General features: G+C 71.8%; 13 protein-coding genes. 8 read left to right on the top strand and 5 right to left on the bottom strand.

The genetic code is table 11. From position 1 onward, the window contains the following. The first annotated feature begins 17 nt into the window (after positions 1-17). Entirely contained in the window at positions 18-1,319 is a 1,302-nt protein-coding gene (locus ABEA24_RS36325) for a hypothetical protein (protein ID WP_345436956.1), read from the top strand. 15 nt (positions 1,320-1,334) lie between these two features. On the opposite strand, the gene ABEA24_RS36330 is transcribed toward ABEA24_RS36325, so the two are convergent. The 3 genes from ABEA24_RS36330 to ABEA24_RS36340 form a co-directional block, all read right to left on the bottom strand. Further along, positions 1,335-1,889, bottom strand: a complete 555-nt coding sequence (locus ABEA24_RS36330; RefSeq protein ID WP_345436957.1) for a YceI family protein — start codon at positions 1,887-1,889, stop codon at positions 1,335-1,337. 118 nt (positions 1,890-2,007) lie between these two features. Next, entirely contained in the window at positions 2,008-2,373 is a 366-nt protein-coding gene (locus ABEA24_RS36335; RefSeq protein WP_345436958.1) for a DUF2795 domain-containing protein, read from the bottom strand. 196 nt (positions 2,374-2,569) lie between these two features. After that, on the bottom strand, positions 2,570-4,063 hold the full coding sequence (locus ABEA24_RS36340) for a bifunctional phosphatase PAP2/diacylglycerol kinase family protein (RefSeq protein ID WP_345436959.1): 1,494 nt from the start codon (positions 4,061-4,063) through the stop codon (positions 2,570-2,572). A gap of 118 nt (positions 4,064-4,181) precedes the next feature. Here ABEA24_RS36340 and ABEA24_RS36345 point away from each other — a divergent pair, with 118 nt between their 5' ends. Together ABEA24_RS36345 and ABEA24_RS36350 are read left to right on the top strand one after the other, a co-directional pair. Further along, a complete protein-coding gene (locus ABEA24_RS36345; RefSeq protein ID WP_345436960.1) occupies positions 4,182-5,159 on the top strand; it encodes an ABC transporter permease in 978 nt (325 codons plus the stop codon). Then, positions 5,152-5,979 (top strand): ABC transporter ATP-binding protein, encoded by an 828-nt coding sequence (locus ABEA24_RS36350; RefSeq protein WP_425551281.1) that lies wholly within the window; start codon positions 5,152-5,154, stop codon positions 5,977-5,979. The genes ABEA24_RS36345 and ABEA24_RS36350 overlap by 8 nt, the downstream gene beginning before the upstream one ends. Before the next feature lie 114 nt (positions 5,980-6,093). Here ABEA24_RS36350 and ABEA24_RS36355 read toward each other — a convergent pair whose 3' ends face one another. Then, a complete protein-coding gene (locus tag ABEA24_RS36355) occupies positions 6,094-7,353 on the bottom strand; it encodes a phospholipase D-like domain-containing protein (RefSeq protein WP_345436961.1) in 1,260 nt (419 codons plus the stop codon). 341 nt (positions 7,354-7,694) lie between these two features. Here ABEA24_RS36355 and ABEA24_RS36360 point away from each other — a divergent pair, with 341 nt between their 5' ends. From ABEA24_RS36360 to ABEA24_RS36370, 3 genes are read left to right on the top strand one after another with little or no spacing between them, the layout of a single operon-like run. Further along, positions 7,695-8,744: an ABC transporter ATP-binding protein gene (locus tag ABEA24_RS36360; RefSeq protein ID WP_345436962.1), complete on the top strand. Its 1,050-nt coding sequence runs from the start codon at positions 7,695-7,697 to the stop codon at positions 8,742-8,744. Beyond that, positions 8,741-9,652 (top strand): carbohydrate ABC transporter permease, encoded by a 912-nt coding sequence (locus tag ABEA24_RS36365; RefSeq protein WP_345436963.1) that lies wholly within the window; start codon positions 8,741-8,743, stop codon positions 9,650-9,652. Before ABEA24_RS36360 ends, ABEA24_RS36365 begins: the two co-directional genes overlap by 4 nt. After that, on the top strand, positions 9,649-10,509 hold the full coding sequence (locus ABEA24_RS36370; RefSeq protein WP_345436964.1) for an ABC transporter permease subunit: 861 nt from the start codon (positions 9,649-9,651) through the stop codon (positions 10,507-10,509). Before ABEA24_RS36365 ends, ABEA24_RS36370 begins: the two co-directional genes overlap by 4 nt. A 117-nt stretch (positions 10,510-10,626) precedes the next feature. Here the strand turns inward: ABEA24_RS36370 and ABEA24_RS36375 are convergent, their stop codons facing one another. Next, positions 10,627-11,007 (bottom strand): tautomerase family protein, encoded by a 381-nt coding sequence (locus ABEA24_RS36375; protein ID WP_345436965.1) that lies wholly within the window; start codon positions 11,005-11,007, stop codon positions 10,627-10,629. A gap of 63 nt (positions 11,008-11,070) precedes the next feature. Here ABEA24_RS36375 and ABEA24_RS36380 point away from each other — a divergent pair, with 63 nt between their 5' ends. Both ABEA24_RS36380 and ABEA24_RS36385 read left to right on the top strand, forming a co-directional pair. Then, entirely contained in the window at positions 11,071-11,559 is a 489-nt protein-coding gene (locus ABEA24_RS36380) for a MarR family winged helix-turn-helix transcriptional regulator (protein ID WP_345436966.1), read from the top strand. A 507-nt stretch (positions 11,560-12,066) separates the two neighbouring features. Beyond that, positions 12,067-12,963, top strand: a complete 897-nt coding sequence (locus ABEA24_RS36385) for an NAD(P)-dependent oxidoreductase (RefSeq protein ID WP_345436967.1) — start codon at positions 12,067-12,069, stop codon at positions 12,961-12,963. Positions 12,964-12,989 lie beyond the last annotated feature (26 nt).

The raw sequence follows: 12,989 nt of genomic DNA on the forward strand, positions 1-12,989 counted from the left end.
GCTGAGGAGACGCGCCCTTGTCCGTGACGCTGACGGCGATCATCATCGCCACCGTGGTGGCCGCCCTGGCACTGTCGCGACACGGCGGTGACGCGCACTCGCCAGAGCAGCCCGGCGGTGACGGGCACTCGCCGGAGCGATCCGTGCGGCGTTCGGAAGATCGGCTCGCGGGCGCGCGCCCGGAGGATCCGGCGGTGCGCTCCGAGCCCCGGGGCCGACGGCGGGTCCGGTCGGCATGGGGCGGTTGGAAGGGGCATCCGCTCGTCTCGCTGGCGGCCGTCACCGGGCTGATCTACCTGAATCAGGTCCTGTTCACCGTCTACGTCATCCGGGTCCATCACGGCGATCCCTCGTTCATCGCGCGTTACCTGCCGCAGGGCTGGTTCGCGCTCGCCGACGCGCCCTGGGTCCATGCGGCGGCCCGGTGGTTCCCCGCTCCCACGGTGCTCGCGCCCAGTGTGCTGAGGGTGCAGGCGTTCCTCGAGCTCCCCTTCGTCGTCCTCGCGTACCTGACGGTGTGCCGGTGGTTCTCCGGGTCCGTGTACCGGCGCGCGCTCCGGCTCGTGCCCTGGGCGGCGGCGTCGTACACGGTGACCTTCGGCCTGATCGAGTGGTCGCTGCGCAACCCGTACACCTGGGACGACCTCGCCATCCGGGCCGCCGCCGGGCTGGTCGTGCCGCTGTGGACCGCCCGCCTGTCCCGCGACGCCGCCGATGACGCCCGGGGGCTGCCCGGACTCCTCGTCTTCGCCGCCTCCACCCTGGGACTGGGCCTGCTCATCCTCGTCGTGTACGACACCGCGCTGCTCTACAACCTCCGGCACCTGGTGGCGCGGCTGCCGATCGCCGTGGCCGCCGGGACGGTGTCGGCCGCGGCCCGCGCGGCGGCGCGCGTCGTGCCGGAGCGCCCGCCGGGGCGGGGCGTCGACTCCATCGCCCGGTCCTTCGGCTGGTTTCTCGTGCTGTTCTTCGTGCCCGCCCTCCCGGTGCGGTATGGCCTGAACTTCGGCACCGCCGACCTGTCGGCCGGCGCCGGGGCGCTGATCGTCGTGGCGGCCGCCTGGTACGGCGTGCGGGACGCCTTCGCCGCGACCCCCGGCGACGCCGGGGCCTGGGTCCGGCAGATGGCCCTGTCCGTCGCCGCCGGCCTGTGCGGCGGAACCGCGGGCCTGCTCCTGCCCGGCGGCCACACCGAGACGCGCGTGCTGCAGGGAGGCGCGGCGTTCTTCGTCTGTGCCGTCGCCGTGTGCGCCCTCCTCGACCGGCGGACCGCGCGCCTAGTGAAGAAGGCGCCGCCGTCGCAGGCGGACACCCGATGACGCGGTGAAGGGCGGTCAGCCGGCGGCGGGGAGGGCCAGGTCGAACTCCACGCCGACCTCGTCGGCGAGCTTGAGCGCGCCGAGCAGGGCGGAGTACGGCTTGATGCCCCACTGCGTCTGGACGACGGTCGCTCCGCCGCGGACCCGGTCGCCCTCCACGGCGCCGCGGACCGCGATCGGGCGCGCCCGTCCCATGATCGTCAGCTCGCCGGTGATCGTGAACGCCTCAGGGGTACCCTCCGCGCCGGTCGACCGGAAGGTGATCATCGGGTGCTCGGCGGCCCGGAGGACCTTCTCGCGTGCGTTCTTCTCGATCTCGGCGCGGTCGGAGTCGGTCAGCGGTTTCACCCCGCCGGTGCCCTCGCGCACCGTGAGCGAGTCGACCTCCACCGACACGGTCACCGACAGGCTCGCGGGGTCCGCCGGATCGACGACGGCCTCACCGGACCAGCGGGTGACCTCGATCGTCAGGTCGTGGCCCACCTTGCGGCCGACTCCGCTGCGCGAGGTCCGGAGCAGGAGCCGTCCGGTCTGCGGCCCGAGCGGGTAGGTGCCCGCGGTCAGCGCCATGGCACCAGGGTACGTCCGGTCGCGGGACCCGCCGGGCCCCGCGACGGCGCCACCGTCCTGCGGAGGCGCCCGGACGGGCGCCTCCGGTTCGAGATTCGCAGGTTCACCGGTCCACGTCTCAGTGCGGGGCGGTAAGGCCGATCTCACGGACGATCTCGCCGATGGTCTGGAACTCCTTGCCCTCGGGCAGCCTGGAGATCGTCTCGACCAGCGAGTCGGGCGCGCCCTTGCTCTTCAGGTGGGCGAGCAGCCGCCGCCGATCGGCGGGGAACTCGCTCGGCGGCAGGTGCCGGCTGAGCTCCGCCCTGCGAGCGACCTCGGCGGGTGACATGCCCCGCGCCGGCCTCGGCGGACGTGCTGCGGCTTCGGCGTCCGTGCCGCCGTGCTCCGGCCGCGCCGATCCGCTCCCCTTGATCAGGTTCTTCGCCTCCTTCCGGAGGTGCTCGTCCTGGGCCGTACCCTGCTTGTCGCTCTCGCGCTGCATGGATGACCTCACCTTTCGCCATAGCCCCCTCTCAGGCGCTCCCCCGGCACACTGACGTTCCGGTCCGACCCCCCGGATGGGGAACGCCCGAGACCATCGACTTGAAGCCGGGCGGTCGCTCTGCGTGACCACCCCCCTCAAGCCGCCCTACCCGACCAGGGCAGTCGCGAATCCTGGCCGGTCCCGGGCATGATCGTCAGCCGGCGGCCGTCCTGGAGGGCACGAAGACGGCAAGGGCGGCGGCCTGCTTGGTGACGGTCACGGTTCCCTCGGCGGCGCCGACCTCTCCGTCCCGGGTCAGCCGCAGGGAGCCGTGGGCGCCGGCGAGCTCGATCTTTCCCGCCGACCACGCGCTGTAGTCCGGCATCAGCCGCAGGTGCCCGAGGACCAGGGCCGCGACCGCGCGGGTCCGGCTGATGTGGCGGCGCGCGCCGATCAGCCGGATGTCGAGCGCCCCGTCGTCGAGGCGCTCACGCCAGGTCGGCGCGACGCCGCGCGCGCCGTACCGGCAGTTGCCGATGAACGCGAACCACACGCGCCTGCGGCGGCCGTCGACGTACACGTCCGCCGGTTCGGTGTCGCGGAGCACCCGGACGCCAGCCACGGCGAGCGCCGGCCACTTGCCGAGCCGGCCCTCCAGCCGCTCGCGCCGCTGGACGAGCTCGGTGTACGCGCCGAAGCTCGCGGTGTTGAGGAAGATCTCGCCGCCGGCCCGGCCGACGTCCACACGCGCGACGCCGCCGGAGCGGTAGGCCGCGACCGCGTCGGCGACGGTGTGGACGCCCAGCGCCCGCGCGAAGTGGTTGAGGGTCCCTCCGGGAATCACCAGCAGCGGCAGGTCGTGATCGAGGGCCACGCCGGCGGCGGCCCGGATCGTGCCGTCGCCACCGCAGGCGCCGAGCACCGCGGCGCGTCCGGCGGCGTCCTTCAGCGCCGTGCCCAGGTCGGCGCCGGACTCGACGATCTCCGCGGCGGGGAGCCGCTCCTTGAGGGTCCGGGTCACGTCACCGTTGCCCGCGTCCGGGTTCACGACCACGACGAGGCCCTCGCCGTCCTCCGAGACGCCGGGGACCGCCTCGGCCGGCATCTCCCACCGCGCGCTCGCCGATCGAGGCGTGGAGGGCCACAGCAGCCGGGTGCCGAGGCCGGCGGCGGTGCCCAGCGCGACCCCGGCCAGCACGTCGCCCGGGTAGTGCGCGCCGGTGTAGATGCGGGAGAAGGCCACCGCCGCGGCGGTGATCCCCACCGGCACGGCCACGGCTGCCGGCGCCTCCAGCGAGATCCCCGTGGCGAACGCCGCCGCCGACGCCGAATGGCCGGACGGGAACGACGGGGACGTCGGCAGCCGCCACGGCGAGCGGATCGAGGGGATGAGCGTGACCCCGACCCGGGTGATGACCGGGCGCGCCGACGGGGTGAACAGCTCGATCAGCGGGCGCGAGCGGCGGAACGTCTGCTTGCCCACCAGATTCGCCAGCGGGCTGGCCAGGCCGATCGCGATGACCCCGCGCAGCGCCGCCCGGCGCAGCCGCGGCTGCCGGGTGAGCGCGAGACCCCCGGCGACACCGCCCCACAGCACCGAATGGTTCGCGATCCTGGAGAGCCGGGGCAGGATGTACTCGAGCCCGGGCAGCTCGGCCGCCGCGACCGCGTCGAAAGCTCGCTTGTCCTGCTCTCTCGCTCGATTCAACAGGGACATGAACCGGTGTATCCCCGTTGCTCACCGGATCACGCCAAAGATCACATTCTTGGCACTGCATCTGCCGGTTGGTCGTTCCCGCGCCCCGGACTGCAATAGGCTGCACGGCATGAGTCACCCGGAACGGCTCGGAGCCTCGGGTGGCGGGCAGGTCAGCGCGATCGCGGAGCCCCCTCACATCAACGGGAACCCCTCGCTGGCCGAGTTCGCCGCGCGTAATGGGCTCAAGCAGAGCGCCGCTCGTCCCCCCATCGGTAAGTACATCCGCCAAGTCTGGCAGCGACGCCACTTCATCTGGGCGTTCGCCTCCGCCAAGAACATCTCGATGTACACCGAGTCCCGACTGGGACAGGTATGGCAGGTCCTGACCCCGCTGCTCAACGCGGGCGTCTACTACCTGATCTTCGGCCTGCTGCTGAACACCAGCCGCAACCTGCCGCACAACACGTTCATTCCCTTCCTGGTGACGGGCGTCTTCGTCTTCACGTTCACCCAGCGGTCGGTGAACTCCGGTGCCAAGTCGGTCGGTGACAACCTGTCGCTGATCCGCGCGCTGCACTTCCCGCGGGCCAGCCTCCCCCTGGCGTACACCATCATCGAGCTGCAGCAGCTGCTGGTCTCGATGGGCGTGCTGTTCGTCATCGTGCTGGCGTTCGGCGAGCCGCTGACCTGGCGCTGGCTGCTGCTGGTCCCGGTCCTGATCATGCAGCTGCTCTTCAACGTGGGGATCAGCCTGGTGCTCGCCCGGGTCGGCGCGTTCAACCGGGACATCAGCCAGCTGCTGCCGTTCATCCTGCGGACCTGGCTCTACTTCTCCGGCATCATCTACAGCCTCTCGGCGCTGAAGAAGTCCCCCCGGCTGGCCCACCACCCGTGGATCGGCCACGTGCTCGAGGCGAACCCGGGCTACATCTTCCCCGAGCTCATGCGCTACTCCCTGCTGGACACCTACCGGGGGTACGTCAAGCACAAGCTGCATGAGCAGACGATTCACCTGTGGGGGTACGCCGCGGGCTGGGCCGTGGTGATGTTCGTCGTGGGGTTCTGGTTCTTCTACCGCGCCGAGGAGAGGTACGGCCGTGGCTGATGCCGTCAAGGAGAAGGTCAAGGTGTCCGGAGCGCCCGACGGGTCGGCTCCCCCTGTGGTGATCGACCCGAGCCGCGAGCCCATCGTGATCGTGGACGACCTGCACATCATCTACCGCGTGTTCGGAGCGGGCGGCAAGGGCAACGCGGCCAGCGCGTTCATGCGGGTCCTGCGCCGGGAGAACCGCCCGTCGATGAAGGAGGTCCACGCGATCCGCGGGATGTCCTTCGTCGCGTACAAGGGCGACGCGATCGGCGTCATCGGCACGAACGGTTCGGGCAAGTCGACGCTGCTGAAGGCCATCGCCGGTCTCCTGCCGCCGCAGAGCGGCGGCGTCTACACCGAGGGCCAGCCGTCGCTGCTCGGCGTCAACGCCGCCCTGATGAACGACCTGACCGGTGAGCGCAACATCGTGCTCGGCTGCCTGGCGATGGGCATGAACCCGGACGAGGTCAAGGAGAAGTACGACGAGATCGTGAAGTTCGCCGGTCTCAAGGAGGGCTTCATCCAGCTGCCGATGCGGGCCTACTCCTCCGGCATGGGCTCCCGGCTGCGGTTCGCGATCGCCGCGTCCAAGTCGCACGACGTGCTGCTGATCGACGAGGCGCTGGCCACCGGTGACGCGAAGTTCCGGCGCAAGAGCGCGGCCAAGATCGACGAGCTGCGCAACGAGGCCGGCGCGGTCTTCCTCGTCGCCCACCAGCTCGACTCGATCCGGGAGATGTGCAACCGGGTCCTCTGGGTCGACGAGGGCCGGCTGGTCATGGACGGCGACACCGACGAGGTCGTCGACGCCTACACCGAGGCCAACGGCAAGTAGGTCCTGCCGCGAGAAGCCTGGTCGTTCCGGGGAAACGGCTTCTCGAGCAGGCTCGTACACACGTAGACGGGGTCGGCCCAGCCATGGGCCGACCCCGTCTACGTGTTCAAGGCGTCATTCGTCGACCGATGCCGCCGGATCGTCGGGGTCAGGCACGAGGCCGTGCAGCTGGTAGTGGGACTGGGCGGCCTGCCAGAGCCGCGCGAAGTTGCGCTGGTAGGCCCCGTAGATGTCCGCCCCCTCAATGGTGATCATCGTCTCGTCGTTGTGGCGGAGGGCCGGCTCGGTGTAGTTCGGGCTGCCGGTGATCACGACCTTGCGGGTGCGCCCGGCGTACGTGCCGTCGATCAGCACGTACTTGGAATGGGCGAAGGCGTCGACCTCGTCGCCGGTGTCCGGGTCGAAGTACAGGTAGTGGCTGCTCAGCAGCTGCGGCCCGCCGTCCTGCTGAAGGATCTCGCGGGCCCGCTGACTGAGGTTCGTGTAGATGACCCGGACGTCGCAGCCCTGGTGGGAGAGCGACCACAGCCGCTCGGCGACGGCCGTACGGCTGAGGTTGAAGGTCGTGACGAGCACCGCGGTGCCCCGGGCGCAGCCGACGTGCCCCAAGAGCCCGTACAGGGTGTCGGTCCTGGCCGAGTCGCCCGCGCGGGGGAAGGTGTAGGCCGTGACGCGCCCGCTGTGGGCGACCCGGTAGTGGTCGCGCTCGTGGTGCCGGGCCGCCAGCGCGGCGAAGTAGCGCCCGTACGCCTGGTAGAGCCGCGCATCGCTGATCGTGAAGGCGTTGTTCCAGGCGTTGACGCGGTTGCGCGTCGTCAGGTTGGCCGAGGACTGCACCACGACGTCGCGCGCCCGCCCCGTCTGGGAGAACAGGAAGAACTTGTTGTGCATGATCGTGTCGCCGATGCACCCGCTGTGGCAGGCCACCACCCAGGATGAGCTCTTGCGGCTGGTGCCCAGGGCGCGTTCGACGCTTCGGTAGGCGTCGTTGTCGCGGGTGCTCGCGTCGACGACGAGCTGCACGCGCGCCCCGCGCCTCTTGGCGTCGATCAGGGTCTGGGCGAACGCCTTGGACGTGAACATGAACACCGCGATCCGGATCAGCGCCCCGCGGGGAGCGCCGGCGGCCAGCTGGTTGACGTGGTGCGCGATGGCGTTCTGCTCCGCCGCCGATCCGGACGGGACGTTGAACACCGCGGACGGCCGCAGCGCGGCCAACGGAGCGGCCCCGGACATCGCGGACGGCGGCGCTGCGGCCATCGGAGCGGCCCCGTGCGTACCGGACCGACCCGGTATGGCCCGGGCGGGCGGGGAGATGCTTCCGATGGTGACCGCACCGACGGCGGCCAGGGCGGCGATGGGGAGTCCACGCATGGTCCGTTCTCTCTTCGTCGCTGGGGGGCCGACCACCTGACTTCCGGCACACACCCAGATCTCAGCCGATTTAGATCACGCACTGTAGCGCTTTGGTCACACAGAACACACGGGTTACCGAAGAAAACCCCACGGATGCGGTCCTGTGCGTCAACTGCCGCTGGCCGCACGGCCAAGATCGATCTACTTTCGAAGGAGGAACCTCTGCACGGGGAAGGTCCCATGCCGGATGTGCGTCCTCTGACCCGACACGACTTCCTCCATCCCGTCAGTCCGTCCTCCGCGCGTACCGCCGGTCCGCCGCCCTCCCCTACCGCCCGTCCGTCCGCGCCCGCCCGGTGGTGAAGGTCGTCGAGGTACGGGGCCTGGTGAAGGTGTACGAAGGCCCCGGCAAGCGGCAGGTGCGCGCGCTCGACGGCATCGACCTGGCGACCGATCGGGGCGAGTGCGTCGTCCTGCTGGGCCCGCCCGGCTCCGGTAAGACGACCCTGCTGCGCGCCGTCTCCGGTCTCGAGGCCCCGACCGCGGGCGAGGTCCACCTCGGCGGCCACCTCATGAACGGTCTGCCGCCGCGGATCCGCCGGGTCGGCCTGGTGGCCGCCTCGCACGCCCTGTACCCGCACAAGACCGTGCGCGGCAACATCGAGTTCCCGCTCAAGGCCGAGCGCGTGCCGCGCGGCACGCGCGAGCGCAAGGCGCGCTGGGCCGCCGACCTGCTCGGCATCGCGCACCTGCTGGACCGCCGCCCCGGGCGGCTCTCCGGGGACGAACGCCGCCGGGTGGCCCTGGCCCGCGCCGTGGCCCGGGAACCGGCCGTGCTGCTGCTCGACGAGCCGTTGTCGGACGTGGACGGCCGCCTGCGGGCGGCCGCCCGCGACGAACTGCGGTCCCTGCAGCGGCGTCTCGGCACCGCGATGATCTGCGTGACGCACGACCAGGCCGAGGCGATGGGCCTCGGCGACCGCGTCGCCGTGCTGGACGCCGGGCGGTTCCGGCAGGTCGGCACGCCCCAGGACCTGTACGAGGAGCCGGTCGACACGTTCGTGGCGACCGTCATCGGCACGCCGCCGATGAACCTGGTGCCGCGCGGCGACCGGCTCGTCGGCTTCCGGCCCGAGCACCTGCTGCCCGCCGAGGAGGTCCCGCCGGACGGGCGAGTCACCATGCCGCTGCGCGTCGACCGCATCGAGTTCCTGTCGGGAGACCGTCACGTGTACGGCCGGGTGTCGCGGATCTGCCCGGAGACGCGGGTGATCGCTCGGCTGCCCGCGACCGTGACCACTCCGCTGGCCGCCGGTGAGGCGAGGGAGTTCGCCGTGCCGGCCGACCGGCTGCGCTTCTTCGACGCCGAGTACGGCAACCGCACCGCGCCCGTACGGATCGCCGGGTGACCGGCGTGGCGGCGGACGCCTCCCCGGCGGGCCGCCGGCGCCGGTTCACGGACCGGGACGGGCCGCTGGCCTGGGCGTTCCTGTTGCCATCGATCGTGTACCTGACGGCGCTGGTCGCGGTGCCGCTCGGCCTGACGGTGGCGTTCGGGCTCTCCGACGCGACGGCCGCCGATCCGACGTACCGCTTCGCCGGCGGGCGGTGGTTCGCGACGGTGCTCGGCGAGGGCGCGTTCTGGCGGTCGCTGGGCGACACGTTGCTGATCACCGGTGTGTCGACGGTCCTCGTGGTGCTCCTCGGCCAGGTCCTCGCCCATGTCCTGCTCGCCGACCTCCGGGGCCGGTGGCTGATCCGGGTGCTCGTCCTGCTGCCATGGACGACGCCGGTGGCGTTGTCGGCGATCTCCTGGCGGTGGCTGCTCGACCACCCGGGCTCTCCGGCCGGGCGGGTCCTGCGGGCCGCCGGGGTACCGCCCGGGGACACGTGGCACGAACGACCCGCGACCGCCATGGCCGCGGTCGTCGTGGTGCACGTGTGGCGGCTGGCGCCGCTCGCCGCCGTCCTCGTCATGGCCGGGACGGCCGCGATCCCCCGCGAGATCCGGGACGCCGCGCGCGTCGACGGTGCGGGCCCGTGGCGGCGCGCGTTCGAGGTCACGATCCCGCTCACCCTCCCGGCGACGACCGTCGCCGCGCTGGTGACGGCGACGGTCGTCTGCGCCGACGTGACCGTCGTGGACCTGCTGACCGGCGGCGGCCCGGCGGGCTCCACGCAGACGCTCGCCTCTCTGGCCCTGGCCCGGGGCGCCGACGGCGGCGCGGTCGGGCCGGGCGCGGCGATCGCCGTACTGTCGCTGCCGTTGCCGCTGGCCGGGGTGGTCGGCCTGATCCGTGTGCTGCGGCGCTCATGAACGTCACGAGCGGGATGGCCGCGCGGACGGCGGCCCGTGAGCTGGCCCGGCAGCGGCGGCGGCACGCGGTACGGCACGTGCTGGCACGGTCGGGGACGTACGCCCTGGCCGTGGGGTCCGCGCTGCTCTGCGCGGCGCCGTTCCTGTGGGACGTGATCGTCGCGTTCGTGCGCCGTGACCGGTGGGCCGGCGTCGAGCACGTACGCCCGCCGCTCCGGTCGACGCCGTTTCCGGCGTTCGCGCTGAACGCCCTGGCCGTCGGGGCGCTCGTGACCGTCCTCACGCTGCTGTTCGCGCTGCCGGCGGCGTACGCGCTGACCCGGCTGACCCGCGGATGGGGCCGGGCGGTGGTGCGGGCGGCCTTCGTCGTCGCCCTGGTGCCGCCGGTGCTGCGGTATCCGCCGCTTCCGTCGGCCACCGGTCCGTTCGGCCGAGGCGACGCGCTCTGGTCGCTCGTGCTCGTCCACCCGGTGATCACGATCCCGGTGGCGGTGTGGCTGCTCGGCGCCTTCCTGCGGGCCCTCCCGGCGGACGTCGAGGAACAGGCGCTCGTGGACGGGCATACCCGCCTCTCCGCGTTCCTGCGGGTCGTCGTACCGCAGCTGGCCCCGGCGATCGCGGCGGTCGCCGTCCTCGCGTTCACGCTGTCCGCCGGGGAGTTCGGGTACGCGCGGGTGCCCGCGTCAGCCGGGTTCGCGCACGGTGCCGTGCCGGCGGCGGCCGGGGTCGTCCTGGCGGCGGCACCGCTGGCGTTCGCGGTGGGCCTCGTTCTCGCGTGCTGGCACAGGGCATCCTCGCCGACCGGGCCGGCCCGTACACGACGGTCCACGCCGAACGGGCCGTGGCCTGGCCGGTGACGTCAGCGGGGGCTACCCGCCGTGGCGTCGTATCAGGCGTTGTGCCGACGTCGTCCAGCCCTGCGGCCGCCATCGCCCCAGCGTGAGAGGCGGAATCGCCCCAGGCCCGGCGAGCGGTCACACGGCTAGGGCACCGCCTACGAAGGTTCGTTCCGGCGGGGACGCCACGAGTTCGACCATGGTGCCGGCGCGGAGTTCCTCGCCGAGGACGCGCGTGGTCGCGTCGGTGAGGGCGGCGCCGAGGCGCGCGGTGATCTGGGCGGCGTCGGGGCGATCGAAGACGCCGGCGCGGACGCCCAAAATCACCGAGGCGTTCGTGTCCACGGCCTTGCCGCCCTGCGCGAACCGACCCGCAGGGACTCCGGCAAGACGGATACTTACCAGATCGCGGGCCCATTCGCCGTAGACGTCGACGATCGCCTCGGTCAGAGCGGTGACGAGTTCGGGTTCCTTGCCCGACAGCCTGTTCTCTGGAAGGTGGACGGTCAGATGCGGCACAGTGGACCTCGTTCCCTTTAACTCCAAAGGCTTTGAACTTAAAGATACCTGGGGGTGTCGCCGATGTCCACGGAATCGGACGGTCCGGCCGTCGACGAGGCCGTCCGTACCCTGCTGCTGCTCATGCCACGGCTCGTCGGCCGCGCCAAGCGCCTGCCCATCCCTCCAGTGCTCCAGGGCCTAGATCTCGCGCCGCGCCATCTGGCGCTGCTGGCGCACCTGGAGTACGACGGTCCCGCCAGCGTCAACGAGCTCGCCGCCCGGCTGGAGGTGGCCCCGACGACCGTCAGCCTCATGGTCAGCGAGCTGTCGCGGCCGGGCGTCCTGCGACGCAATGCCGATCCCGCCGACCGCCGCCGCCGCATCATCGCCATCGCTCCCGCCTACACCGCACCGATCGGCGAATGGCTTTCCGGCAGCGCCTCCGCCTGGGAACGCGTCATGCGCGACCTCGATCCCGCCGAACGCGCCACGGTCATCACCGCCCTGCGCGCCTACGAGGCCGCCTTGGAGCAGGGGGGCAACCAGCATCGGAGTGCAAAGTCGCGTTAGCGGGCTTCGCGGAGTCGGCGTAACGCGGTTCCGCCCCACAAGCGCTCTCACTTCTCACCGACGATTTCCCGGCTCAAGATCGCTAACCGCTGCCCGAACCAACTGACGAACGCTGCTGCTTCTCGCTAACGAAGCCACAGGGTCGCGCAGGTGGCGGAAATACCGCTCCCGGCAACGCAAACTGGAGGCCCGGCACAAGCGGCGTGTCAAGCAGGCGCAGCATGAGGCGGCTAAGGCCGTGATCGGCTGGGCGGTGCAGACGACGCCCCCATCGCGGCACCGTCAATGGGTCCCTTGGCCGGCCGCGGCCCGCCCCACCCCTGTGGGGCGTCGCTCGACCGAAAGGCGAGGATCAACCAACGATGGTTAAACACGATCAACGTTAGTTGACGCGCACTAAGATCGGCGGCCGTCCCATGAACGGAGCGCCAAGTCATGACGGAGTCCTCGACCGCAGCCCATCCAAAGCGGGATGGCGGACCGCCTCCTTGGCTCGGCCATGCACGGGTGACCGTCGATGCCCGGACGTCCGGCGATCTGCGAGAACGGTTGTCCCGCATCGCCGGGCGACCCGTCGTCACGCCGGACGCGGTAGGCGGCGGGGGCCCGCTGATCCACATCGGGCCGGTCGTTCCCGAGGGCATCCTGACCGACCTGGTGTGGTTCCACAGCACGAACGCCGGTGTCGACGCCGTGCTCGGCGGCAGCCCCTGGCCCGATGGCGTGATGTTGACCCGCACCGTCGGCCGGATGGGCCGGCGCATCGCCGAGTACATCCTCGCCTGGATGCTGGAGGAACGGCAGCGTACGTCGCTGTACCGGGCCCAGCAGGAAGAACGACGCTGGGAGCGGCAGGACGTCGATCTCGTCGACGGTGATCTGGCCGTCGTCTTCGGCGCCGGCCGGATCGGACGGGCGATCGCCGAACTCCTGCGGAGTGTCGGGCTCCGGGTCGTCGGTGTGGCCGCGACACCACGCGCCATCCCCGAATTCGACCAGGTGGTCGGCGCGCCCGAAGCGGTCACGCACGTGTCCCGGGCCGAATGGCTGGTGTCGGCGCTCCCGCTGACCGACGACACGCGCGGCTATTTCGGCCGGAGCCTCCTGGGCGCCGCGCGCGGGGCCTGCTTCATCAACGTGGGGCGCGGCGAGACGGTGCGGTACGACGCGCTCGGCGAAGCGCTCCACGGTGGCCGGCTGCGGCGCGCGGTCCTCGACGTCCTGCCCGACGAACCGCCGGGCCACGACGACCCCGTCTGGGACCTGCCCCGAACCGTCATCACGCCGCACACGGCCGGTGTGACCGCCGACTCCGACGTCGCCGAGGACTTCCGCGCCTGCTGGGAGTCCCTGCGGCGGGGCGAACGGCCCCCGACGGTGGTCGACCCGGGCCGGGGTTACTAGATGATTGAGTGGCGTAAACGTCGAAT

The organism is Actinoallomurus vinaceus (assembly GCF_039542055.1).
Taxonomy (GTDB): Bacteria; Actinomycetota; Actinomycetes; order Streptosporangiales; family Streptosporangiaceae; genus Actinoallomurus; species Actinoallomurus vinaceus.

What these genes read in the sequence shown, in the direction of transcription:
- ABEA24_RS36330 (WP_345436957.1), bottom strand. Translation starts at nt 1,889, where the DNA reads ATGGCGCTGACCGCGGGCACCTACCCGCTCGGGCCGCAGACCGGACGG.
- ABEA24_RS36335 (WP_345436958.1), bottom strand. Translation starts at nt 2,373, where the DNA reads ATGCAGCGCGAGAGCGACAAGCAGGGTACGGCCCAGGACGAGCACCTC.
- ABEA24_RS36345 (WP_345436960.1), top strand. Translation starts at nt 4,182, where the DNA reads ATGAGTCACCCGGAACGGCTCGGAGCCTCGGGTGGCGGGCAGGTCAGC.
- ABEA24_RS36355 (WP_345436961.1), bottom strand. Translation starts at nt 7,353, where the DNA reads ATGCGTGGACTCCCCATCGCCGCCCTGGCCGCCGTCGGTGCGGTCACC.
- ABEA24_RS36370 (WP_345436964.1), top strand. Translation starts at nt 9,649, where the DNA reads ATGAACGTCACGAGCGGGATGGCCGCGCGGACGGCGGCCCGTGAGCTG.
- ABEA24_RS36380 (WP_345436966.1), top strand. Translation starts at nt 11,071, where the DNA reads ATGTCCACGGAATCGGACGGTCCGGCCGTCGACGAGGCCGTCCGTACC.